Consider the following 23,711-nt stretch of genomic DNA (forward strand, 5'->3'; position numbering starts at 1 on the left):
GCAGCGAACCTGGGGCGGTTCAATCTCAGTTGGCTGCTCGAAGCCTCTCACGGTCTGCGTGTTTGCCTAACCGAAGGCTGTTGTGAACAACGAAGAGCGATGAGCACGCCATTGCGGCGGCTGCAATGAGTGGGTTGAGAAACCCTGCCACGGCGATCGGAATTGCGGCCACGTTATAGCCGGCCGCCCACATCAGATTGCCTCGGATGGTCCTGAGGGTGGCGCGTGATAATTCGATGGCATCGGGGATGACATCGAGGTCGTCGCGGAGCAGGATCACGTCGGCTGATCGCATCGCGATGTCGGTCCCTGTGACGAGGGCGAGTCCGAGGTCGGCTTGGGCAAGAGCCGCGGCGTCGTTGATTCCGTCGCCGACCATCGCCACCCGACGCCCACGTCGTTGAAGTTCTCCGATTGCGAGCGCCTTTTGCGCCGGCAGCACCTCGGCGAGCACGAGATCGATGTCGAGACGGTCGGCGATAACACTGGCAGCTCGATAATGGTCACCGGAAAGCAAACCGACATCCAGACCCATGGACTTGAGACGTTTGATAGCGCTGTCGGCGGAGTCTTTGAGTGTGTCGGCGCATCCGATGACCGCGCAGCAGCGGCCGTCGACTGCGATGACTATCACGGTCGAGCCGGTCTCACGCTGGTCGCGAACGTCATCGTTGAGGACACCGAGTTCGTAGCCGAGTTCGGTCATCATCTCGACAGTTCCCACATCGATCCGCCGATTGTCGACCCACCCACGGACACCACGGCCGGCGACCGTTTCGCTGAGCTCGGGCTCAGTGACCCCGATTCCCCGATCTGCGGCGTAGTCGACCACTGCCTGGGCGACTGGATGGCTGGCACCGCTCTCAACCGAAGCCGCCCATCGCAACACCTGGTCCGTAGCGAAGCCATCCACTACTGCCAGTTGGTTCACTCGCATCTTGCCCGTAGTCAGCGTGCCGGTCTTATCAAGGACAACTGTGTCGATAGTGCCGCTGGCCTCGAATGCATCCTGGCCTCGCACAAGCACTCCGCCGCGGGCTCCCCGGGCGACACCAACCATGAGCGCCATGGGAGTGGCGAGCCCGAGCGCGCAGGGACAGGCGATGATCAGCACAGCGATGCCGATGGCGAGCGCTTGGCCCAGTGGTGCGCCGGCGGTGAACCAACCGATGGTTGTCAGACTGGCGACGACGATGACGGCAGGGACGAACCAGCTCACGACCTTGTCGACGAGACGCTGAATACGTGCTTTTCGCTCTTGCGCCTCTTCGGCCATGGCGGCCACCTGCGCGAGTTGAGTGTCGGCACCAACTGCGGTGACTTCGACGACGATACGTCCATCCATGTTGTACGCGCCGCCGACAACATGATCGAATTCGGTCACGGCGCGTAACGCCGATTCGCCGGTGACCGGTGACGTATCGAGCGAGGCTACGCCGCGCCGAACGGTTCCGTCGAGGGGAACCACCTCGCCGGGCAGGATCACGATAGTCTCACCGACGCTGACCGTTTCGGTGGCAACAACATACTCTTCGCCTCCACGGATCACCCTGGCTTCGGGGGAAGCTAGTTCACCGAGCGCTTCGAGCATGTCTGCCGCCCTGCGACGTGACCTGGTTTCGAAGTAACGGCCGGCAAGCTGGAATGTTGTAAGCCCGGCAGCGACGTCCAGGTAGAGCGCGTCAGCACCGGCGGGCACCTTGCCGAAGCCGATCCAGAATCCGGAGTCATCGGCAAGCCCGAGCAACACAGAGGCTGCGGCCCAGCCAAACGAGACGACAATACCCAGCGACACGAGGGTATCCATGCTTACCGCGCCACGTCGCACGTTGTGCCAGGCGGCTCGGTGGAAAGGCATCGCGCACCAGGTGACGACCGGTATCGCCAGCAGGACGCAGAGCATATCCCAGTAGTCGAACCTCAACCGGGGTACGAGGGCAAGCGCGATAGTCAGGTCCATGAGAGGCACGGTGATCAAAGCGGCGACCACCAGCCGAATGCGCAGGTCGCTGAGCCGTCGCCGGGCGGCGGCCACCGACCACTGTTCGTCGGCCTGATGTTCACGCGCCTCGTAGCCGGCCCTCTCCACAGCCTCAACGGCACGGTGCACTTGATCTTTCGGCAGCCCGCCGACGGTAGCCCTTTCGGTGGCGAGGTTGACCGTTGCCCGCACGCCGTCGAGCTTGTTGAGGGCACGCTCGACCCGACCGGCACAGGCGGCACAGGTCATCCCGCCGATGTCGAGTTGCAGCACAGTCGTGCGCTCATCGGACTGCTTGCTCGCTGTCATGATTCGTCTCCTCGTCGGCCCGGAGAGTTACGGGTCGATGGCCGTTCCGCCAACCGATCGAGCATGCGGTTGTAGGCCTCGAATTCGTCGTCACGCCCGGTATCGAAGTGCCGGTCCTTGCGTCGAGCCTCACGTGCGTCGCTGAGTGCCCATTGCGCAGCCAGGGTCAGCACCACGATGAGAAGCGGGATCTCGCCACCAGCCCAGGCGATCCCGCCCCCAAGACGCTGGGTCGCCAGCAAGTCGGTGGACCAGGACATATCCAGATAGGCGTAGTATTCCGCGGCGATGATCGTGCCCGTCGACATGATGATGACGCCAAAGAACGCGTGGAACGGCATCGCGGCGAACACGAAACCGAGGCGGGCGATATGCGGAAGTCGGTGCGGGACTTTGTCTATTCCGACCGCGAGTCCGTAGTACAGGTAACCGATCAGCAGAAAGTGCAGGTTCATCAACTGATGCGTCCAGTGGCTTCGGACCATCTGTTCAAACAGGCCGGTCAGGTAGAGGGCGTAATAGGAGCCAACGAACACCACGAAGACGACCAGCGGGTGGTAGACCACCCGCGCCAGCGGTGAACGGAGCAGCCCCGTGATCCACTCGTGCGGCCCGGACGGCCCACCAGCTCGGGTCACCCGCAGCGCCAGCGTAACTGCCCCGCCCAGCACTAACAACAACGGCACCAGCATGTTGAGGACCATGTGCACGCCCATGTGCACCGCGAAGTCGGCCCCTGAATATTTCCCGAAGCCTGAACTCGTCGCCGCGATCAGCAGTAGGCAGCCAGCAAACCAAGCCGCCGACCTCCCTACCGGCCAGCTGTCACCTTGATGGCGGAGGCGTCGCAGACCCAACCCGTAGGCGACCATGAGCACCACCGCGATCGCGCAGAACAACAGGTTCGGACGCCACTGCCCGAGCAACACGGCCAGGCTCGGTGAATCTGGAAGATCGAAGCCCAAAAAAATCTCGGCCAGCGAGGTTTCCACGTCGTACTGGGGTGAGAGGAACCGCGTCATCGCCACCTGCGCGGCCACCGAGGCCGCTCCCAGCGAGACGATGCAGAAAACCGCACGCTCTCCAGCCACCGTCGCATCGCCACGGCTTCGACGCCATAGGACGAAGGTGATGACCCAGATGGCGAGGAGACTCACCAGCCGAACCAAGCTGAGCCATCCGGCCAACCCACCAGTCAGGGAGGTACCCGCGAGCTTGAACCACACGATCACGACCTCGGCAGCGAGTGCCACCGGCATGGCCGTCACAGTCCAGAGCACCAATCGGCGTACCAGCTGACCCGAGGTCGGTTCGCCCGAGACGATGCGAAACAACTGATTGGTCCAACAGCCGAGTGCGCTCAGTGACAGAGCCGTCATGATGACCGCCGCGTCGCCGCCGAAGTCATGGTTCGGACCGACCAGCACTGAACCGACAACCACCGGCGCAAGAATGCCCACGACTGCGAGCATCAACGGCACGAGCAGATGCCACCACAAGTAACTGAAATAGGTGATCACCACGATGACCATGGCCGCGACGGCAGCAACGAACCAGGCACGGGCATAGAGGCTCGTGCTCACCAGATGCCAGAACGCACCCTCTTCGAGAAGCCTGGACAAACTCATCCCGTTCGAGTCCACGGCTTCGAGAAACACCGACGCTGCAGCAGAGACCATCCATAAGCCCGCAGCGCCACGCAGAACGCGCACGTCGAACGAATCCGTGAGCCGCAACTGTTTGGCCATCCGGAGCCTCTGCAAGAACAATGCCGACACCGCGGCGCCGAGTGTGAGGATGGCAGACATGTCCGCCACTGCTCGAACCGCCGCCGTGACTGCCCCTGTGGCCGGACTGCCTGGATAGTCGCGTCGATCGTTGGCGTCCTCGCCCAGCACAATAGTGACAATCACCGGTACGGCGATCACGGCCAAAAACAGAACGAACGCGAGTACGCGTCCGGCAAGACGTCGCCCGGGGACGACCGGCGTGAAGAGTTCAGCACTCACGCAGCTACTCTACATATCGTAGAGAACAACCATGCCGGGACTGGAGTGTCCACCGGCGCCCGCCGGTAAGCGGCGGGCGCCACCTCTAGCCGTCGCCCTGATCTTCCAATGCTTTGCGCAGCGCCGCCACATCTTCATCGCTGAGTTGCCCAGCGAAATGCAGCAGTGCCGCACTCCGACGCTGCGCATGGTCCAGCCGGTCGAGCATCGCCAAGCCGATGTATTCCTCTTCGGTGCGCGTCGCAGCGAACCGCACCCCTCGTCGCTCCTCCCCAACACGACGTATCTGGCCCTTCGCACGCAATCGCTCCAGTGCCGTCAGGACAGTGGTGTGCGCGGGCCTCGCACCCGGCAGCGCGGCCTGCAACTCCTTCGCCGTCATCGGAGAGTCGTTGTCCCACAGCGTGCGCAGCACCAGAGCTTCAAGCTCGCCACGCGAGCGCCGCGATCTGGCTGCGTCTTCCACTGGACCGACCCTCCGTCGCCGGTTTACAACTCTACTCATTGTAGAGGCTCAAGTCTCCATTGTCCCTCATACCCCCAGGCCCTAGAGCCGCCGAATGACACCAGAGGTGGTTTGAAGCGTCAGGAATACTTTTCCCGAGGAGGTGCCGTCGTGAGGTTGCGCATGAGCTTGGGTGTGTTCGTCGGTGCCTTGGTGCTCGGCGTGCTCGGACTGCACACCTTCGCGGCGGGACACGAGTCGCCCGCGCCGGCAGTGGCCGTCGACGCCGGTCACGTGCTCGCGGGCTCCGCCGATAAGGTGCCGTGCGACTCGTGCGCCGACGATCCAGGTCATGCGGCCGTGGCCATCGGGTGCATTCTCGCGCTGATCGGCTTCGTCATCGCCTGGCGTGTTCCCACGAGCCGCTTCTGGTACTTCGTGCGCTCGCGGGCTCCTGACCCCAATGTCGTGGTGCCGCATATCGCTGCATGGAACGTGTTGGCCGATAAACCTTCACTTTCCGCGCTGGGAATCTCCCGAACCTGACAACAATGCCGGTCCTCAGACCGGTCCGATGGGCATGCTGCGGCGTGCCCATCTCGTCGTTGTCCAGTGTCATTTTCCTTGGAGTCCCCATGTCCCGTACCACCCGTGCCATCGTCACCCTGGCCGTCGTCATCACCGCTCTGCTCACCCTCGCCGCGCTCGTACTGTTCCAGATGAGCAGTTCCGATCAAGACAAACAAGCCGCCGCCGAAGTCAGCACCGTCGAGGACAACAGTCATCGGCTGCAAGAAGCCGATAACCCCGACGCTCCGGTCTTCGTGGAGTTCTTGGACTTCGAATGCGAGGCCTGCGGCGCGGCCTACCCGGTCATCGAAGACCTACGCGAACAGTACGCGGGCAAGGTGACCTTCGTCGTGCGCTACTTCCCGCTCCCGGGCCACCGCAACTCCCGCAACGCCGCCCACGCGGTCGAGGCCGCCGCCCGTCAAGACGCCCTTGAGCCGATGTACCAGCTGATGTTCGAGACCCAGGCCAGCTGGGGCGAAAGCCAAGACGACAGGTCCGAGCTGTTCCGCAGCTACGCCGAACGCCTCGGACTCGACCTGGACCAGTACGACCGCGACGTCGCCAGCGACTCGGTCGCCCAACGCGTCCAGCAGGACTACGACGCGGCCATCGCCCTCGACCTCAGCGGCACACCGTCGTTCTTCATCGACGACGAACCCCTGCAGCCGCAAAGCCTGCAAGACATGACCGACGCGATCGACGCCGCGATCGCCCGCCGATGAAACGCCGGCGACCGCTGGCGATCATAGTCAGTAGCAGCTTGCTGGCCATCGTTACAGCGTGCGGGACAACGGAGGAGACCAACGAGGCCGGTTTCGCCTCCGGCGATGGATCGGTCACGTTCGTGCCGCCAGCAGAGCGTGCTGAGTTGCCTGAGTTGACGGGCGTCGACTTAACCGAACAGCCGATGAGCTCACGGGACTTCGACGCCGGCGTCCTCGTCATCAACATCTGGGGCTCCTGGTGCCCGCCGTGCCGCAAGGAGACGCCCACGCTGGTGTCACTCTCCCGCGAGTTCGAAGACCAAGGCGTACAGTTCCTCGGGATCGCCGTGCGAGAAAGTCCGGCGGCATCGCAAGCCTTCGTCCAAAAGAACGACGTTCCTTACCCCAGCTTCAGCGACGAAGCCGGCAAGTTGCTGCTCGCGTTCACCGAGTCACTGCCAGCGGCCGCGGTACCGACGACTTACGTCATCGACCGAGACGGCAAGGTCGCGGCACGGATCCTTTCCGAAGTTGACGAAACGACCCTACGTCAGCTCATCGAGCAAGAACTAGGGCGTCGATGATGGGTGACTGGTTCGCCCTCCAGGTCACCTCAGGCGCGTTCGTCGTAGCCGCGCCCATCGCGGTGATCGCCGGGCTCATATCGTTCTTCTCTCCTTGCATCATGCCGCTATTACCGGGCTATCTGTCATATGTCAGCGGCCTGACAGTCGAAGAGATCGGACAACGTACGAACTGGCGCATCATCGCAGGAGCAGCGTTGTTCGTCGCTGGATTCACCGCGATGTTTGTTTCGTACGGCATGGCATTCGGCGCCATCGGCTTCCAGCTCCTGGCCTATCAGAAGCCCGTCAACATCGTACTGGGCATTATCACCATCTTGATGGGCCTGGCATTCCTCGGAGCGATCCCGGCGCTGGACCGTGGCGTCGGAGCGGTGGCGGTGCCACGGGTGGGTTTGGCCGGTGCCCCCGTCATCGGGGTGCTGTTCGGAGTCGGGTGGACACCTTGTCTGGGGCCGACGCTCGCCGCCGTGCTCTCGCTCTCAATGACCGAGGCGAGCGCGTCCCGGGGTGCCCTGCTCACTCTTGCCTACTGCATCGGGCTCGGAGGGCCGTTCATCCTCGCCGCCATTGCGTACCGACGGGCACTTCGGACCATGGCGTGGGCGCGCCAACGGCAGTTGCTGTTCAAGCGCATCGGCGGAGCCCTGATGATCTCCATCGGCCTGCTGCTCGTGACCGGATTGTGGCAACGCCTCGTCAACGCTCTGCAAGGCCTCATCGCCGGCTATACCCTTCCCGTCTGACCTAGCGAGATCACCATGCGCCTACTCACACGCTCGACGATCATCCTGAGCATGGCTTCGCTGGTAGCCGGTCTGGTGCTCATCGGCACCGGCCCGGCATCAGCCCATAGCCAGATCATCGACGTCGATCCAGCCGACCACACCGTCGTCAAGGATCTCAACGCCGTCAAGCTGACCCTGGACGAACAGCCGGCACCAAGAACGACCAGCATTGCCGTCGTTGACTCAAGCGACAGCAGCATCGCGCTGGGTGCCCCCACTATCAACGGCACCACCGTGACGCAGAAGATCGCGCCGGAAAGCCCGGCTGGCACCTACACGATCGGCTGGCGCATCACATCGTCGGACGGCCATCCCGTCACCGGAACATCGACCTTCGCCATCGCCAACGACGATGGCGGCACATCACGAATACCGACCGGTTTGGACCCGCAAGCCACCATCAAAGGCGCCGATAGTGACACCGTTCTGGGCGCCGGCGCTGCGCTCCTCATCAGCGTCCTCCTGCTCGCAGCAGTGTTCATTCTCGCGATCACTCGGCGGCGGAGATACCCTCAGGACGCGGACCACGGCGGCAGCAGTGAGTCTTAGTGGTTGGCAACCAGTGGCTCGCAGCATTTCGAACTCTGAAGGGGCGGCGCAAATCCGCCTGCCACCGCATGCTCGCTGTCGCCCCGTCCTATCATCATCGCGGTTGCTCGGGCGTCGACATAGGACCGGCGCGCCGAAACTTCGAGGAGTGACGCTGTCGGGACCAACGAGCAAGGGCGAAAGCCAGGCCAAGAAACCCGGCCGCATGGAGACCGGCAGAGCGCATGAACTGCAGGCGTATCGCCGGCGTGATCACCTCCGCGAGAGGGACAGCTGCCACCAGCGTCGCTGCCGGACCGCTGGGGGCGCGCCGAACCACACTGCCGTCAGGTCGGATGATCCCTGAAACCCCGTTAGTGGAGGCCACGACGATACTGCGTCCCAACTCGACGGCGCGAGCCCGAGTCATAGCGAACTGCTGCTCGGGCTGAGAAGTACCGGTAAAAGTAGCGTTGCTCGTCTGCACCACTGCCAGCTGCGCTCCGCGAGCTACCTGGCGGGGGAGCACGTCGTCGTAGGCGACGTCGAAGCAGATCGCATCGGCCACCAGCATTCCCTGTACGTCGATCGGTCCCTCGTCATTGCCGGGCAACATGTCACGGGGTATCCGGTCGAACCGTGACGACCATCCCTCGATCAAAGGTCGCCAGGGAATGTACTCTCCAAAAGGAACCAGATGGGTCTTGGTGTAGACGCCGGCGCGGGTGCCGTCAGGAAGCCACAGCAGTCCACGGTTGTAGGCCTTAGACTGATCCGGGCCGTCGAGAATACTCCCGGCCAGCAGCGGAGCATCGATCGCAGCGACGGCTTCCCTGATTTCCGCTCCGGCGAGAGGATCACGGACCGGATCGACGGCAGTGGCGTTCTCCGGCCAGACCACCAGCGCCAGCGAGTCCCGCTCTTCCCCGGTGAGCCGACGTGCCAGGTCCGAGGTCGCCTCGACGTGGTTGCGAGTGACCTGTCGGTGGTTGGCTGCCAGGTCTCGACCGTCTCCTGGCACCCCGCCCTGCACCGCAGCCACCGTGGCCGTGTCGGTGGCCGGCACCCGATAGGGCCATACGGCGGACGCCACGGCAACCAAACAGGTGCCACCGATGAGGACCACCGCCGGCCCACGCCGCCGGCTGCAAGCGTGGGCAGTCGCGAACCCAGCCAGGGCGATCATGAACCCAGCGCCGGAAACCCCGCCGTAGCCGAGCAACGCCTGCCAAGGAGTATCGATCGCCGTAAACCCGAGTCGTCCCCAAGGCATCCCACCGAGCGGCCAGCTGCTGCGCAGTGCCTCCACACTGCCCCAGACCGCTGCCGCCCACACCGGTCCACCCGACAGCGAGGCGACCACCCGCATCGCCACGACGGCAATCGTGACCGCGACAGCTTGTGCAACCGAGAGTCCGAACCAGGCTCCCCATCCAATCGAATCCTTCAGCCACCACAGCAACACCAGCATGAACGCCAGCCCGAAACAGAGTCCGCACCCCACCAACGACCACAGTCGTCTTGCTTCAATGCGCGACAAGCTGGCCCACAGCAAGGCCATCGCAAGTGGCGCGAGCCAACCTGCGCTGACCGGCGGAAAAGACAAAGCCGCAAGCAGTCCACTCCCAGCCGCGGACCACCAGGACATGCGACAGGGCGCGTCGAAAGCTGAAGACATGGGATCCTGAGGACGGATGAATAACCGATCTACGATGTAGCATAGTAGACGATGACTCCCCTGAAAATGGAGGTTGAATGAGACGGCTCGGACAACTGGAAACCGTGGTCATGCAACGCCTGTGGGATTGGGGCCGCTCGGTGTCAGTGCGAGAAGTCGTCGAGGATCTCCACAAGGAACGGCGAATCGCTTACACCACGGTGATGACAGTGCTCGACAATCTCCATCGCAAGGGCTTGGTACACCGCGAGAAACATGGGCGCGCCTATCAGTACCACGCGGTCATGTCCCGAGAAGCCCACACCGCGGGCCTGCTGGAGGACGTTCTGGATCAGAGCCCGGACCGCAAAGCGACCCTGTTGAACTTCGTAGGGCAGCTCTCAGCCGAAGAACAAGTCCAACTCCGGGCAGCGCTGGCCAAGTTCGATGAGCCAGACGACATAGACACCGAGGAGTAAGACGTGCTCGCCCCCATCGTTCTCCTCGCCTTCGCCGCTCTCGCCATCATCTGCGGTCCGCGCCTCCTACTCGGGTCTGCCTGGGTACGCCGGGCACCAGGCTGGGGTGTCATGGCATGGCACGCACTGACACTCTCGGTCGTCGCTGCAGTCGCCCTCTTCGGGTTCACGCTGGCAACACCCGTGTCGCCGTTAGCCGAGCCGATCGCCCGACTATTTCGTACGACACCCACCGAAGTCGTCGAGCACTACCAGACCCCAGCTGGGGTCTGGCTCGCCTACACTGCCGTCTTTGCCGTCGCCGGCTTCACAGTGTGGATGCTGTGGCTGACCATCTCGACCCTGATCGACACCACTCGCAGCCGCCGCGCCCACCTGCGGCTCCTACGAATGCTCGGACGCGATCACCCCGGCGGCTTCGTACTCGTTGAGCATTCCCAAGCCCTGGTCTATTGCCTACCTGGACTACGAAAACGGGTCGTGGTCACCACCGCAGCTTTGGAACTACTGGACGCTCACCAACTCGAACTGGTGCTGGCACACGAGAAGTCGCATCTGCGCTCACGTCACGACATCGCAATCGCACTAGCTGACGTGCTGCGCCGTACGTTCAGACCTCTGAGGTTGTTCACTGTCGCGCATGAACAGGTGCGAACGCTCATCGAGATGCAAGCCGATGACGCGGCACACGATCGCCACGGCCTCGCTCGTGCGTTAGTGACGCTGGGCTCCGGCACGCCCGAACCTGGCCTGAGCGCCGGTGACGTGGCCACGTTCGCCAGAGTCCAACGGCTGACCAACGGCGCGGGGCCATGGAAACGTCGACAGAGCTTCGCGGTGTGCCTGGCCACCACCACACTGCTCGCGACCCCTATCGCACTAGCGACGACACCTATGATGGAGATGATCATCATCGGATGCACCACCGTCCTCGGCTAACCAACGCCAAATACCCGAGATGAGAATGGGTCCTAAGCGACCGTAGGCCACACGTTGCGTCGACAACCGTCCAGTCCGTAGGTCTGCTGCTGCATCACCGGTGCCGGTTCTCCAGGCCCGGGGCACTGGACGTGAGCGTAGCCGATGGCGTGCCCAACCTCGTGGTTGACTAGGTACGTGCGATACTCGGGCACCGCGTCCTGGTAGTCCTCGGTACCGAACGCCCAGCGGCGGGCATTGAGCACCACCGATTCCCCATTGCGACAGGAGACCTCGCCGTTGGTCTCCAACGGCGAGCAAAGTTGGTCCGTGGTCCCCGGAGTAGCCACGAGGATGCGCAGCTCACCCGCGGCGGCAACCGGGTGGAATTCGCGTCCAGCCACACCCGGCCAGCCTCGAAGGTCATCGAGGATCCCATCGATTGCGTCGGCCGTCGCACTCGGATCGAACGGGAGACCCGCTTCGATCTCGACGGTATAAGTCAGTTCCCCCGCCCCAAGGTCGTGGTCCGGCGAAACGGACGGCGCAGAGACGATGAAGTTACCGGGCCCGGTCTCGGCGATATCGATCACCTGAGTAACATCCGCCGGAGGACGCGCCGCAGGCTCCGTCTCAGTCGGCCCGGTTGACCGAGACGGTCGCCGTGCCTGGTCCGGCGTCCCTCCGGCCTGCGGCGTCGAGGCTTTCTGCCGAGACATGGATCCGATGTCCGTCTGTTGTCGGGACACGCCGATACCGACCCCCATCACCGAACCGACCAATGAGACCGTCAGGATCGAGGTCGCGACGAGGCGGCGTGAAGAGGGCTTCTTACGGTGCTTGCCGGAACGACCCGCATACCACCGACTAGCCATAGGCATCGGCACCGAGGGCACGAACTCGACTGAGCCGCTCGACCGCAAGCTCAGTGCACAGCGCGAGGCGTGGGCTACTCACACCACTCACATCCACCACTCACACCTCAGCGGTCAGCAACAACCTTCATTCAGTAATCCGCACACACGGACCTGCCACCACACTCTACTATGGTTGATAGTAGAGTGCCTTAGCGGCGATCAAACAATGCTGTCGCAGTCCAGTTCTGCGCCCGCGCCCTGCACGGGAATGGGGGCCGCACGCCCGCTCGCCACAAAGAGCATGTGAGGTCGCTCGAAAACTGACGACAAGAGGGCCAGGAGGAACATGAATCCTACTGACTATGTCACATAGCAGTAGATATTAACAGCGGTCGATGGCTAGACAAACCCGGGATGAGGTAGCCGGGCATGGGTTCGGTCATTCGTCAATGATCCAGAACGGCGAGGTTAGTGAAGCGTGAATTACCGCTTTACGCCTATAGTCGCAAGAACAGAGACGATTACTCGCCCAGTAGATTCACGAGCATTCGATTGTGTAAAGCTCATTTTCATTCGCAGTGGATCAGCAGTATTATTCAGCGAGTTCGGCGAAAAGCCAGTGCGGGCCAACGACGTGGTCGTGCTCGCACCAAACACCATGTGCGGGAGTCATCCCGAAGGTGCGATCACAACGACGACGATCTATGCGGATCTGGACTATCTGATTGATCAAGCGTTCTGGCAACATTCTGCTTTTCTGACAGACCGGCATCACGCACGAGAGTTCATCGCAAGGAAGTTTCCTGACCCGGCCCGAATCATCCGATTCGGATCGGAGCGGATGTGCGCAGTTTCACCGTGGCTCGATCAACTTGTAGATCTGAGCGTGGCGGGTGCGAGTGCAGATCAATTCTTCCAAATGCAGGCGAATCTCGCAGCCGTACTGAATGCCTTGTCACCGTTCTTTAGACCCGGCGGGCCGGAACCCAAGCAAGAAGCCAGCTGGAGTCGGCCTTCACTTCCTCGTGCACGCCGGTTCCGCCCCGTGCGCCGCGAGGCCTCGAACATACGCAAGTTACTAGAAGAGGAGCCATCATTACGGTGGAGCCTGAACCAACTTGCGGCTGCGGTGCATCTCTCACCGTCGCAAGCGCATCGCGTGTTTCTGGATGCATACGGGAAAACCCCACTAGCCTATCAAGCACTGCTTCGAATCCAGAAGATGGCCGATTTACTGCGCAGCTCGGACTTATCGGTGCAAGAGATCGCCAACGCAGTAGGTTGGCGTGACCGCAGCCACGCGGCTCGTATGTTTCGACGTCTGGTCGGAGCATCACCGCATCGGTACCGCCAGTTACTTGACGGTCGAGGAGACCGGCAATGACTTAAGCCCTTGTCGTTCTGAGATGCGGCAGTAGCAGCTGGGGGTCGAGCGACCTCAATGATGGCTGAACTTTCGAGGGTGATCTTGCGGTAGTTGACGGCGTTCTTCTCAAATCACGGGGTTACCTCCTGGCGGACGCCTGCGGGAGCGGCTAAGCAGGAGAGAATCGTCAGGCAAGCTATCGATCCCTGACGGCCGCTGTTGCTACTCCTCGTTTGCTGTCTGGCTGGATCCGCTGGCTCTCCTGACGCACCTCATGGTCATGAGACCACCCACGCCGCGGTGGTCCGGCGGGAGGAGGTTCGAGCATGGGGATGCGGAGTACGGCGACCCGGTATGCGACTCTGGCTGCGGTCTTTTCCAGGCCAGTTGGACAGGTGTCCTTGCCAACAGCTGCGCAGTTGTTAGCCCTTGGCGGTATTCCGATCTTCCCGTGTGTTCCGGGAGAGAAGCGACCGTTGACGCCGAGAGGATTTCACGACGCCACCACGAACCTTCAACAGGTGAAGGCGTGGTGGCGTCGGCATCCAACGGCTAACCTCGCCATCCCCACTGGTGGGGTATCAGGTTTGGTGGTCGTCGATGTTGATGTCCATGGTTCCGCCAACGGTTACAGAGCCTTCGACCGTGCTAAGCGAGCCGGGTTGGTCCCAAGCTGGTCGTTTCTCGTGGATACGCCGTCTGGTGGATTGCACGCCTACTACCCGACAGTTCGGGGTGTGGTCCAGCGGTCGTGGCAGGCAGCCAGCTCTGGAGTGGATTTTCGCGGTGACGGTGGTTATGTGCTCGTCCCACCCTCAATGATCACTAGTAAGCGCGGTAGGGCGACCTATCAGTTGCACCAGGTGGGTATCGCGGCGGCGCGACCGGTGGATTCCGACCGCCTGCGCGATTTTCTCGACCCGCGCCCCGAACCCCGTCCGCTGTCACCTTCCGACATGCGACAGGGGGCTGATGTGTCGAGGCTGGCAGCTTGGGTGGCGAGCCGGCCTGAGGGCGAACGTAATCGTGGATTGTTTTGGGCGGCCTGCCGTCTGGCCGAGAATCGGATTCCAGCCGCAGACGCGCTCGATGTGTTCATCGCGGCTGCGGGCCACGCGGGGTTGGGTGAGCGGGAGGTTGTCGCCACCGTCCGATCCGCCTACCGCTGCACTCATCCGAGACCGTCGTCGACGCCCACGCCGACGCCACGCACCGCAGGATCGATGCCATCGACTGCGGGCGGTTGGATGGATGAGCGCCCTGCCCAACGGGCCTTTCGCGGACGGGGGTTGTCGTGTTGACTGGGCGACGTGGGGCGGTGGTCACCGCGGTGGCCGGGACGGTGGTCATCGGATGCGGGGCGTTCTGGCTGTCGTTCATGTCGTTAGCGGACCTGGCACGACGTTCAGGGATCGGTTCAGGGCACGCGTGGGTATGGCCAGTCATCGTGGACGGCATCATCGTGGTGTCCACCGTCGCGGTGGTCGCCCTCGATGGGCAGTCCACCGCGTGGTATCCGTGGGCGCTGCTGATCGGTGCCGCCGCGATCTCGGTCACCGCGAACTCCGTGCACGCGATCGTCGCTGCCGAGGCCAGTGTGCCTGCACTTCTGGCCGCCGCGGTGGCGGCGATCCCTCCGGTGGTGCTGCTGGCAAGCACCCACCTGACGGTGATCCTCATCCGCCCATCCGCCCGAGCTGAGTCCCCGCCACATAACAGGCATCCAGCCGAACCGACCCCGCTGACCACGGTCACTCCCCCGACGACCGGCAAACCTGAGCTGCCCGGGCCGGTGTCCGGACCAGCGAAGCCGCAGCGGGATCGGCGTGATCGGGCCCGCGAGTTACGCAGCCAAGGCTGGTCGAACAAGCGCATCGCCCGAGAGCTTGATGTGCACGCGGCGACGGTGGGCCGCTGGTTCGCTCGCGAACACCGTGAGCGCCAGGAGGCGACAACGCCCCTAGGGAGTCTAAAGGAGCCATGGAGAAGGAGAGGGACTGATGAACCCCAACAACCAGGAACAGAACCATCAGCCGTGGAGCCGTTCGGACCCGACGCCTGACCGCGGGCCGACAGAGTCGGCTGGCCCTGGCGGTGCGCCGGATGCGGTCCAGGCCGCTGATCTGGGACAACGACATAACCGAGAGCTTGAGGACCGCGATCTCAACGACGAAGCCACCGCGAAAGCCGAGGAACAGGAATCGAGGCAGGAGCATCGGCGCGGCCGAGGTGTGGAGTGGGTGCGTCCGACAGAACTGCTTACTCGTACCGGCGGCGTGGCGTCAGGGCGTGGGATCAGCTTTCAGGCTGAACTGGCACGGACCGTACGCGCTCCGGTGGTCGATCGGCTCCAGCGGGTCGGTGAGCGGGCTCGTCAGCTCCCGCCGTTGGCCGCTTTCGGGCGGAGTTCGAGGCGTGATGGCACGGGCCGCTCCAGTGTCGGCATGAGCTGAAGAGCCGGGTGTCAGGTCATGGACGTTGACGTCGAGGGCGAAAGGTCCACCGGGTCCGGACGTGGTGGGCGTACCTGGCTGGCAGGAGGTATCCAACCATGAGAGCTGACGACCGAGCCCCTACCCCGCCCGGCGGTGAGGACTACACGAGTAGCGAGGGGCTGCGGGCTCTGCTGCACCGACTCCACACGGCTGGTCCAGGGGCGTGGCAACACGACCAGACCGCCGCGGAGCTGATGGCGTATGCGGCCGAGAAGTATGCCGCCTTGGCCAGGAAGCACCGACTCGACCCGTGGGAGGCGGCGACCGCGGCATTTGATGCGATGCAGTACCGCTCCACCAGGAATGCCGCCGATCCGTGGGCGATGGTCACCCACGCCGTGCGGGTGACCTGCGTCTTCGAGGAGCGCGGCCAAGGCATGCTCTGTTCGACCCAGCAGGCGAGGCGCCCTCATTTCTCGATCTTCCACGACGCGGAGCGGTTCAGCGACCGCGAGACTCCGTTGACCGAGTGGCACCCGGCGTTCCACGTCACCGACGAACCCGACCTCGACGACGATGCCGACGACGCATCGGAACCTGCGGGTGTATCGGCGACCGAGGCGGTCGAGGAAACCATCGCCCTGTTCACAAAGTGGGGCTGGCCAGCGACCACGGCCCGGACTGCCGTCGAACATGTATGCGGTGTACTGGCACGGGCCGGATCTCGACAGACCGCCTATGAAAGTCTGCGACGCGATCAGCATGCGCGGGCGCTGCTCGACCTGCCCGCGAAATCCTGGTCGATGCTGCTGAGGATCTTGTTGGGCCACCCGCATCCGGCGTACGCCGCAACTGACACCGGCCGCGGGGTGCTGTTGCGGCTGCTGATCGGCGAGAACCTGCCGAAACTGTTGGAGGACAACGGCCTGCGACTGGCGGTGGAGGCGGCTGCGCCGAAACGAGGAGGCTACTGATCGTGGCCACAACTACCGGGCATATTGAACTCGATCGCACGGTCGAGTCAATCAGGATCGGGCGACGGCATCGCACCGACCTGGGCGACCTCGACGCCCTCGCCACATCCATCGACCGCTATGGCCTGCTTCAGCCGCCGACCGTCACTCCCGAAGGGGTACTGGTATGCGGTCGGCGACGGCTGGCAGCCATCAAACACCTCGGCTGGCGAACCCTCAACGTGTGGGTGCGGTCGGGGATATCGGACCGATTGGGGCACCTGTTGGCCGAGCAGGACGACAACGTGTTGCATAAGGAACTCACCGCGTCTGAGGCCTTCGCGCTCTACCGCGAACTCAAGACATTGATGGCCGAGGATGCCAGACGGCGCAAGGCATCGACGCAGTTCAGCGCCACCCACCAGCCGCGCATTGACGGTCCCGGAAATTTTCCGGGACCGTCGATCTCTGTCGGCGACGCTCGCGAGCAAGCCGCCGCGATGATCCCCGGCGGCGCCTCCTACAAGACGCTGGACAAGATCGGATATCTCCGACAAATCGCCGAGGACCCTACCCTCCCCGAGCGACTGCGCGCCACGACCCGCGACGAGTTGAAACGTATCGACGCCGGCGCACCGATCGATCCCTCCTACCAACGTCTGCGCACCGCCGCCGAGGGTGCTCGGGCGAGCGAGCTGGAACAACTGGCCGATGACGCGGTCGCTCGCGCCACCGGCGCCAAGACTGACCGGACTCGGAAGAAGTCGGCCCGAACGACACGGACCGTTGATGGAGAGCCGGAAAAGTGGCCGGTACGGGCGTTCTTACAGACCTGGACCAGCCTGGAATGCTGGTGGACCCACTATGACCCGGTCGAGCTCGCCACTAGTTTGAGCGATGAGCAGATCACGTCGTTCCTGGACACCGCCGATGGCACCTACTGGTTCGCCGGCCAACTCCGCGACGCCTTGACCACCCATCACCGACATCACGACAACGGGGGGCGCCGACGGTGAAGCCAGCAGCGACCCTGCGCCGAGTCACCTGCGCCTGAGGTAGGCGCCGTGCCGGTGGGCGCCGGCCGTGCACCTGATGGCATGACTTTCCACGACTCTCATGCGCGGCATCGCCTGTTCGCCGTCATCATCGCCGGCCTAGCCGTGCTGGTCCTGGTCGGGATCGGCGTCTACGGCCTGGTCATCGGTCCCGATAGTGACTCCGGCACCAGCGATGGTGAACGAGCGCGGCCCGGGTCGGTGACCAGCGAGCCCGGTGGACCCGCGAGAAGTGGTGCGATTCCGCCGATCCGCCCCAGCGAAGACCCTGCGACGTTCGCCCGCGTCGTGGCCACCCGGCTGTTCGACTGGGACACCGCCAGCGGGAACCTACCGTTGGACTACACCACGGTGATCCTTGATGTGGGTGATCCGTCCGGGACCGAGCAGCCTGGTCTCGCCTCCGACGTCGCCTCCTACCTGCCCACCCGCGAGGCCTGGATCGAACTGCGCGAGTACGCCACCCGACAGCAACTGACCATCGACCAGTCGTATGTGCCCGAAGCCTGGGACACCGCCGTCGAACAGGCCGAGCCCGGACAGCTCGCCGAGGGCACCATCGCCTACACGATAGAGGGCACTCGGCATCGCTCGGGCGTCTGGAACGACGAGAACGTGACCTCCGAGCACGCCGTGGAGTTCACCGTGTTCATCGTCTGCGAACCCACCTACGACTCGTGCCGGCTCCTGAGGCTGTCCGAACTCGACAACCCGCTGCGCTGAGCCGAGAAGCAGGCATCCCCGTGTTGAAGAAGCTCAGTATCGGTGTCCTGGCGTTGATGATCCTGTGTCCCTCGCTCGGGCTCGTCGGCGTGGGTGCGCTGATGAACCCCGCCGCGAACGCCGCCTGCACCATACCCGGCGGCGACACCAGCACGCCCGCAGGTGAGGTGCCCGACAAGTTAAGCGCGACCACCGCAGATGGTGACCAGATCACCCTGACCAAGACCCAGCTGGAGCACGCGGCCACGATCATTGACACCGGATCGGGCATCGACGGCGTCGGCCGGGACGGGCAGCGAATCGCGCTGATGGCCGCGCTCGCCGAATCCACATTGAAGAACCTCGCCAACCCCGCCCACCCCGAATCGGGTGAGCTGCCCAACGACGGGAACGGCACGAACAACGACAGCCTGGGACTGTTTCAGATGCGCCCATCGGCCGGATGGGGCGACCCGAGCCAACTCATGAATCCGGAGTATCAGGCCCGGGCGTTCTTCGGAGGCCCGGGCGGGCCGAACAACGGCTCCCCGCGAGGACTACTCGACATCTCAGGCTGGGAACAGCTCGATCCTGGCGAGGCCGCCCAAGCCGTTGAGGCCTCCGCCCACCCCGACCGATACCGCACCTTTCAACCGGTGGCCGACACGATCCTGGACGCCCTCACCGACAGCACCGACGCGCTGGCAACCACGCTCGTCGCGGCCGACATCACCACCAGGGCTTCTAGCCAGGCACGGATCGTGTTCCCGCTCCCGGCCGACAGCTGGGTCATGACCGACGAGTTCGGACCGAGAACTCATCCAGTCACCGGCCGGCCATCGATGCACACCGGTACCGACTTCGCAGCGGCCGAGGGCACACCAATTCTCGCAGTTGCGGACGGCACTGTCACCAAAGCCGGGCCGGCCGCCGGGTTCGGTCAGCTGATCGTCATCGAGCACCAGATCGACGGCGCCACCGTGGCAACCGCGTATGCCCACATGTGGGAGAGCGGCGTCCGCGTCAACGTCGGCGATACCGTGAGCGCTGGTCAACACATCGGCGACGTCGGCAGCGCCGGTTATTCGACGGGTCCCCATTTGCAGTTCGAGGTCCGTCCCGGTGGCACCAACGCCGCAGCCGTCGACCCCGTGCCCTGGCTGAACGAACACGGCGCGGCCGACTTGCCCGAGCCGGGACCCGGCTCTCCAGCTCCAGGACCGGCTGGCTGCGATCCCAGAAGGCCTGGGCCAGATGATGGCAGCATCTCGGATGCCGAGTGCCGACATGGTTCACGGATCGAACAAGGACTCCAGCCAGACACCGTCAAGGTCTACCGTGCGGTCTGCGCCGCCTGGCCCGAAGAGGTGACCATCTACTACGGTCTCGCCCCACGCGGTGAACACGCCACTGGCCACTCCCTAGACATCATGATCTCCGGAAAAGCCGGCTGGGATATCGCCTATTGGCTACAAGAGAACCATGAGGAGTTGGGTATCGACTACGTGATTCACGCACGAAAGATCTGGTCAGTCCCTCGCTCAGCCGAAGGCTGGCGCCCCATGGAAGGCCGGGGTGACCCAACCCAGAATCATTTGGACCACGTGCATGTCACTACCGTCGGGTGGCGCTGAACGCACGGTTCAGGGATCGGACTCATCTCCCTCTCGCCGGCAACCCATTTTGTGGACGGTCATCCTCTTGTCGCCCATGTGGAGGTCGACCTGTAGACCGTGGTGATGTTCCGGCTTCTTCTTTCCTTCCTTATCGGGAGAACGGGCAGCGATGAGGCTTGTCCGGTCACTCCGACTCGGTATTGGCCTTCGCATCAAGGGTGAACAGCGCGAGGAGCGCGGCGGCGATGAGGATGCCGCTGCCGGCGACGAGGGCGGTGCTGTATCCGGCGACCAGTGCCTCCCCGGGCGGCAAGGCCGTGTTGTCGGCGCGTGCGGTGATGGTCGCCGCGACGCTGGCGAGGATGGCCAGGCCGAGGGCGACGCCTATCTGCTGGGCGGAGTTCAACAGCGCCGAGGCGATACCGGCCTTGTCCGGATCGACCCGGTAGACCGCGGCCTGGGTGAGGGCGATGACTCCGATACCGAACCCGAGCGCCACGAGGAACATAGCCGGGGCCAATCCGAGCCAATAGCCGGTGTCCATACTGATGCGGGAGAACCAAAACGCACCGACCGCGCTCAATAGTGCACCGACTGCGGTGACATATCGGGCAGAGACTGCCAGCAGCAACTTCGGCGCGCCACCTGCACCCACGACGATGCCGACCGCGAACGGTAGCCACGCGAGCCCTGTGGTCAGCGGCGTGTAGTCGCGCACCTGCTGGAGGTAGAGGGTGATCACATACAGCGTGCCCATCGGCCCGATTGCGAGTCCCAGCATCGTCAGATACGCGCCGGCCCGGTTGCGGTCTGTGAACAGGCTCAGCGGCACCAGAGGGTTCTGGCTACCGCGTTGCGTGAGGACGAACACGACCAGCAGCACCGCCGCCGCGACGATCAGGATGTAGGCGATGGGGTCGGTGAAGCCGTCTTCGCCGAAGCGGGTGATCGTGTAGACCAGGGCTACCATACCGCCAGTGCCAAGCACTGCGCCGAGCGTGCCGAGGCGTCCGGCATGGCGCCCGGCGGCGACGAGGGTGCGGGTGCCGGCCAGGACGAGTAGGCCGATGACGATCCCGATACCCGACATCGCCCCGTAGAGAAAGAGCGCTTTGTCGCGCATCGACCGCTCGGAGAAGGTCGTCGTGATCAGCGCGAGCGCGTTCGGGGCCGCCATCGCCGCCCCGACACCCTGCGCGGCGCGGGCGACGATCAGCATGAGTGTGTTCTGTCCGAGGCCGCCGACGAGGGAGGCGACGATGAAGATCGCGATACCGGTCTGCAGCGTGCGCTTGCGGCCCCAGAGATCACCGATCCTGCCCCCCAATAACAGCAGCGCGCCGAAGGCCAGGATGTAGGCGTTGACCACCCACGGCAGATGCACCGCCGCAACGCCGAGCTCGTCCTGGATACTCGGCAACGCGATGTTCACGATCGAGTCGTCCAACACCAGCATCAACTGAGCCGTTGCAATTACCAGCAGCGGGATCAACCCGCCCCCGAACTGCACCTTCGAGGTCATCCCCACTCCTTCATCCGCGCAGCACAAGACCACACGTCACCACGTTTGACTGCCATGCCCAGCTCTCACCCAGGAACGGCGAACATTAGATATAACCTATACCCCCTACGGGTATAGAGATGCTACGGGTTCGCCGAGAAGCGCAGCAAGCAGAATGCGAGGATCTTCTCGCCTAGAGGGGTGGATAGCGTGCGCAGCGGTGAAACGTTCAACGACTCCGACGCAATCGACGACTTTCCTGGGTGAGAACGGTCGTGCCGAATCCAAAGTCTGGAACGACTATCAACCAGTGGTGGCATCGCGCCGAACGGGGGTGGTGATCGTCGATATCGCGTGGGTTCGGCCGCGGGCGGCGCGTAGTCCGTTGCCAATGACGATCACTTCAGCGATCTCGTGGACGAGCACCACTGCGGCCAGGCCAAGCACCCCGAACAGCGCGAGGGGGAACAGAATGACGATGATCGCGAGCGCGAGGGCGATGTTGCCAGTCATGATCGCTCGGCCACGACGCGCATGGATCAAGGCAGCGGGGATCAGACGCAGGTCGTGGCCGGTGAAGGCCACATCGGCGGACTCCACCGCAGCGGCGGACCCGGTGGCGCCCATAGCGATCCCCACAGTGGCCGAGGCCAGGGCGGGAGCGTCGTTAATGCCATCACCAATCATCGCCGTGGGAGCCTGACTTGCCAGCTGGCGGATGTGCTCGGCCTTGTCAGCTGGAAGCTGCTCGGCATGCACTTGGTCGACCCCGGCCCGCGCAGCAATCGCGTTCGCGGTCAGGGCATTGTCGCCAGTTAACATCACTGTGTTGATGTCTTGAGCGTGCAGAGCGGCGATGGCTTCGGCGGCTTCGGGGCGCAATTCGTCGCGGATACCGATCACGCCAGCAATGTGGGTGTCGGCTTCAACAACGATAATGCTCATCCCTTCTCCAGCCATTGCCTCGGCCTGGGCGTCCAGACCTTGGGGGTTGATCCAGCGGGGGCTGCCGACGCGCACCTTCCTACCACCAACAACGCCGGTCAGCCCATGACCAGGATGCTCCTGCACATCGGCCGCAGTCGGATTCTCGGACACCGCGGTGATGATTGCGCCGGCGAGGGGATGACTGCTGTTGACCTCCAACGCCGCGGCCATCCGCAACACCTCATCATGCGAGTAGCCATCAATCGTGTGGATTGCTACAACCTGGGGATGGTTACGGGTCAGAGTGCCCGTCTTGTCCACCGTGACCGTGCGGATGGTGCCAAGCTGCTCGAACGCCGCACCGGACTTGATGACAATGCCGAACTTGCTGGCCGAGCCAATCGCCGAGATCACCGTTACCGGGACCGCAATCGCCAAAGCACAGGGCGAGGCCGCGACCAGCACCACCAGAGCACGCTCGACCCAGGTGCCCGGATCCCCAATAAGGAACCCGAACGCCGCAATCAGCGCAGCGGCTACCAGCACTGTCGGCACCAGCGGGCGGGCGATCCGGTCAGCAAGCCGGGCGCGCTCGCCCTTGGCCGCGTGGGCCTGCTCGACCAGATGCACGATCTTCGTCAGCGAGTTGTCCCGCCCGTCGGCGATGGCCTCGATGCTCAGCGTGCCCGATCCGTTCACCGACCCAGCCAACACAACGTCTCCGGGTACAACCTCGACCGGAATCGACTCTCCGGTGATCGCAGATGTGTCCACCGACGACCGGCCACTGACTACTACGCCGTCGGTGGCGATACGCTCACCGGCGCCCACGATCAGGATGTCCAGCTCGCGGATCTGCGCAGCGGGAATCACCTCCTCCCCGGATAGACGGGAGACCCGAGCTGTCTCAGGGATCAGCGACAATAGGGCCCGCAGACCCTGGCGGGCGCGATCCATCGCCCGGTCCTCCAGGGTCTCGGCGATCGAGAACAAGAACGCCAACGCGGCAGCCTCGCCTGTATGGCCTAGCAGCACCGCGCCGGTCGCGGCAATCGTCATCAGCAATCCCACACCCAGTCGGGCGCGTCCACGGCCGGCGAACAGCCGGCGCAGGGCGTGTGGGACGAACGCCCACGCCCCCGCGGCTAATCCCAGCGCATGGGAAATCAACGCCGGAACCTCCTGGCCGGTCCAGTCCAGGATCAGCCCCGTCACCCAGAGGACGCCGGAGGCGACCGGCAGCACCAGCGTTCGGTCGCTCCACCACGGCGCGGGATCTTCATGCTCGCCACTAGACTGGTAATCGCGGTCGCGCATTGGTTCG

The 23,711-nt window shown here is 63.9% G+C and carries 20 protein-coding genes; 13 read left to right on the forward strand and 7 right to left on the reverse strand.

Annotated elements, in window-relative coordinates:
- Window positions 1–25 precede the first annotated feature (25 nt).
- From BHE97_RS16855 to BHE97_RS16865, 3 genes are all read right to left on the reverse strand, one after another.
- On the reverse strand, window positions 26–2,290 hold the full coding sequence (locus tag BHE97_RS16855) for a heavy metal translocating P-type ATPase (RefSeq protein WP_087625207.1): 2,265 nt from the start codon (window positions 2,288–2,290) through the stop codon (window positions 26–28).
- Window positions 2,287–4,299, reverse strand: a complete 2,013-nt coding sequence (locus BHE97_RS16860) for a cytochrome c oxidase assembly protein (RefSeq protein ID WP_140400221.1) — start codon at window positions 4,297–4,299, stop codon at window positions 2,287–2,289. The genes BHE97_RS16855 and BHE97_RS16860 overlap by 4 nt, the downstream gene beginning before the upstream one ends.
- An 85-nt stretch (window positions 4,300–4,384) precedes the next feature.
- Window positions 4,385–4,765 carry a BlaI/MecI/CopY family transcriptional regulator gene (locus tag BHE97_RS16865; protein ID WP_170931474.1) on the reverse strand — a complete coding sequence of 127 codons (381 nt, stop codon included), beginning with the start codon at window positions 4,763–4,765 and terminating at the stop codon, window positions 4,385–4,387.
- Window positions 4,766–4,927: 162 nt separating this feature from the next.
- On the opposite strand from BHE97_RS16865, the gene BHE97_RS16870 reads away from it, so the two are divergent.
- From BHE97_RS16870 to BHE97_RS16890, 5 genes are all read left to right on the forward strand, one after another.
- Window positions 4,928–5,290 carry a DUF6153 family protein gene (locus BHE97_RS16870; protein WP_087625210.1) on the forward strand — a complete coding sequence of 121 codons (363 nt, stop codon included), beginning with the start codon at window positions 4,928–4,930 and terminating at the stop codon, window positions 5,288–5,290.
- An 89-nt stretch (window positions 5,291–5,379) separates the two neighbouring features.
- On the forward strand, window positions 5,380–6,039 hold the full coding sequence (locus tag BHE97_RS16875; RefSeq protein WP_087625211.1) for a thioredoxin domain-containing protein: 660 nt from the start codon (window positions 5,380–5,382) through the stop codon (window positions 6,037–6,039).
- A 38-nt stretch (window positions 6,040–6,077) separates the two neighbouring features.
- A complete protein-coding gene (locus tag BHE97_RS16880) occupies window positions 6,078–6,605 on the forward strand; it encodes a TlpA disulfide reductase family protein (RefSeq protein WP_170931475.1) in 528 nt (175 codons plus the stop codon).
- Window positions 6,605–7,351: a cytochrome c biogenesis protein CcdA gene (locus BHE97_RS16885; RefSeq protein ID WP_087625213.1), complete on the forward strand. Its 747-nt coding sequence runs from the start codon at window positions 6,605–6,607 to the stop codon at window positions 7,349–7,351. Before BHE97_RS16880 ends, BHE97_RS16885 begins: the two co-directional genes overlap by 1 nt.
- Window positions 7,352–7,402: 51 nt before the next feature.
- A complete protein-coding gene (locus BHE97_RS16890; protein ID WP_170931476.1) occupies window positions 7,403–7,942 on the forward strand; it encodes a copper resistance protein CopC in 540 nt (179 codons plus the stop codon).
- A 94-nt stretch (window positions 7,943–8,036) separates the two neighbouring features.
- Here the strand turns inward: BHE97_RS16890 and lnt are convergent, their stop codons facing one another.
- Complete coding sequence (lnt, locus tag BHE97_RS16895) at window positions 8,037–9,599, reverse strand: apolipoprotein N-acyltransferase (protein ID WP_087625215.1); 1,563 nt, start codon at window positions 9,597–9,599, stop codon at window positions 8,037–8,039.
- A gap of 77 nt (window positions 9,600–9,676) precedes the next feature.
- Here lnt and BHE97_RS16900 point away from each other — a divergent pair, with 77 nt between their 5' ends.
- On the forward strand, window positions 9,677–10,057 hold the full coding sequence (locus BHE97_RS16900) for a BlaI/MecI/CopY family transcriptional regulator (RefSeq protein WP_087625216.1): 381 nt from the start codon (window positions 9,677–9,679) through the stop codon (window positions 10,055–10,057).
- A gap of 3 nt (window positions 10,058–10,060) precedes the next feature.
- Window positions 10,061–10,996, forward strand: a complete 936-nt coding sequence (locus tag BHE97_RS16905; protein WP_087625217.1) for a M56 family metallopeptidase — start codon at window positions 10,061–10,063, stop codon at window positions 10,994–10,996.
- Window positions 10,997–11,028: 32 nt separating this feature from the next.
- Here BHE97_RS16905 and BHE97_RS16910 read toward each other — a convergent pair whose 3' ends face one another.
- Window positions 11,029–11,568 carry a DUF3152 domain-containing protein gene (locus tag BHE97_RS16910; protein WP_170931478.1) on the reverse strand — a complete coding sequence of 180 codons (540 nt, stop codon included), beginning with the start codon at window positions 11,566–11,568 and terminating at the stop codon, window positions 11,029–11,031.
- Between the two features lie 742 nt (window positions 11,569–12,310).
- Between BHE97_RS16910 and BHE97_RS16915 the strand changes: the two genes are divergently transcribed.
- From BHE97_RS16915 to BHE97_RS16950, 6 genes are all read left to right on the forward strand, one after another.
- Window positions 12,311–13,216 carry a helix-turn-helix transcriptional regulator gene (locus BHE97_RS16915; protein ID WP_236757759.1) on the forward strand — a complete coding sequence of 302 codons (906 nt, stop codon included), beginning with the start codon at window positions 12,311–12,313 and terminating at the stop codon, window positions 13,214–13,216.
- 1,276 nt (window positions 13,217–14,492) lie between these two features.
- Complete coding sequence (locus BHE97_RS16925) at window positions 14,493–15,260, forward strand: DUF2637 domain-containing protein (RefSeq protein WP_236757760.1); 768 nt, start codon at window positions 14,493–14,495, stop codon at window positions 15,258–15,260.
- A 489-nt stretch (window positions 15,261–15,749) separates the two neighbouring features.
- Window positions 15,750–16,607, forward strand: a complete 858-nt coding sequence (locus tag BHE97_RS16935; RefSeq protein WP_087625221.1) for a hypothetical protein — start codon at window positions 15,750–15,752, stop codon at window positions 16,605–16,607.
- A gap of 2 nt (window positions 16,608–16,609) precedes the next feature.
- A complete protein-coding gene (locus BHE97_RS16940) occupies window positions 16,610–17,602 on the forward strand; it encodes a ParB N-terminal domain-containing protein (RefSeq protein WP_087625222.1) in 993 nt (330 codons plus the stop codon).
- 81 nt (window positions 17,603–17,683) lie between these two features.
- Window positions 17,684–18,364 carry a hypothetical protein gene (locus tag BHE97_RS16945; protein ID WP_087625223.1) on the forward strand — a complete coding sequence of 227 codons (681 nt, stop codon included), beginning with the start codon at window positions 17,684–17,686 and terminating at the stop codon, window positions 18,362–18,364.
- 20 nt (window positions 18,365–18,384) lie between these two features.
- Window positions 18,385–19,977, forward strand: a complete 1,593-nt coding sequence (locus BHE97_RS16950) for a M23 family metallopeptidase (RefSeq protein WP_087625224.1) — start codon at window positions 18,385–18,387, stop codon at window positions 19,975–19,977.
- Between the two features lie 166 nt (window positions 19,978–20,143).
- Here the strand turns inward: BHE97_RS16950 and BHE97_RS16955 are convergent, their stop codons facing one another.
- A complete protein-coding gene (locus tag BHE97_RS16955) occupies window positions 20,144–21,481 on the reverse strand; it encodes an MFS transporter (protein ID WP_087625225.1) in 1,338 nt (445 codons plus the stop codon).
- A gap of 282 nt (window positions 21,482–21,763) precedes the next feature.
- Window positions 21,764–23,704, reverse strand: a complete 1,941-nt coding sequence (locus BHE97_RS16960; RefSeq protein WP_087625226.1) for a cation-translocating P-type ATPase — start codon at window positions 23,702–23,704, stop codon at window positions 21,764–21,766.
- Between the last annotated feature and the right edge of the window lie 7 nt (window positions 23,705–23,711).

It is taken from the genome of Aeromicrobium sp. PE09-221, assembly GCF_002174305.1.
In the GTDB taxonomy this organism is placed as follows: domain Bacteria; phylum Actinomycetota; class Actinomycetes; order Propionibacteriales; family Nocardioidaceae; genus Aeromicrobium.

Excerpts from the sequence above, each read along its gene's own strand:
- BHE97_RS16955 (WP_087625225.1), bottom strand. The coding sequence starts at position 21,481 with ATGACCTCGAAGGTGCAGTTCGGGGGCGGGTTGATCCCGCTGCTGGTA.
- BHE97_RS16900 (WP_087625216.1), top strand. The coding sequence starts at position 9,677 with ATGAGACGGCTCGGACAACTGGAAACCGTGGTCATGCAACGCCTGTGG.
- BHE97_RS16890 (WP_170931476.1), top strand. The coding sequence starts at position 7,403 with ATGGCTTCGCTGGTAGCCGGTCTGGTGCTCATCGGCACCGGCCCGGCA.
- BHE97_RS16870 (WP_087625210.1), top strand. The coding sequence starts at position 4,928 with ATGAGCTTGGGTGTGTTCGTCGGTGCCTTGGTGCTCGGCGTGCTCGGA.
- lnt (WP_087625215.1), bottom strand. The coding sequence starts at position 9,599 with ATGTCTTCAGCTTTCGACGCGCCCTGTCGCATGTCCTGGTGGTCCGCG.
- BHE97_RS16885 (WP_087625213.1), top strand. The coding sequence starts at position 6,605 with ATGGGTGACTGGTTCGCCCTCCAGGTCACCTCAGGCGCGTTCGTCGTA.
- BHE97_RS16945 (WP_087625223.1), top strand. The coding sequence starts at position 17,684 with ATGACTTTCCACGACTCTCATGCGCGGCATCGCCTGTTCGCCGTCATC.
- BHE97_RS16935 (WP_087625221.1), top strand. The coding sequence starts at position 15,750 with ATGAGAGCTGACGACCGAGCCCCTACCCCGCCCGGCGGTGAGGACTAC.
- BHE97_RS16875 (WP_087625211.1), top strand. The coding sequence starts at position 5,380 with ATGTCCCGTACCACCCGTGCCATCGTCACCCTGGCCGTCGTCATCACC.
- BHE97_RS16960 (WP_087625226.1), bottom strand. The coding sequence starts at position 23,704 with ATGCGCGACCGCGATTACCAGTCTAGTGGCGAGCATGAAGATCCCGCG.
- BHE97_RS16855 (WP_087625207.1), bottom strand. The coding sequence starts at position 2,290 with ATGACAGCGAGCAAGCAGTCCGATGAGCGCACGACTGTGCTGCAACTC.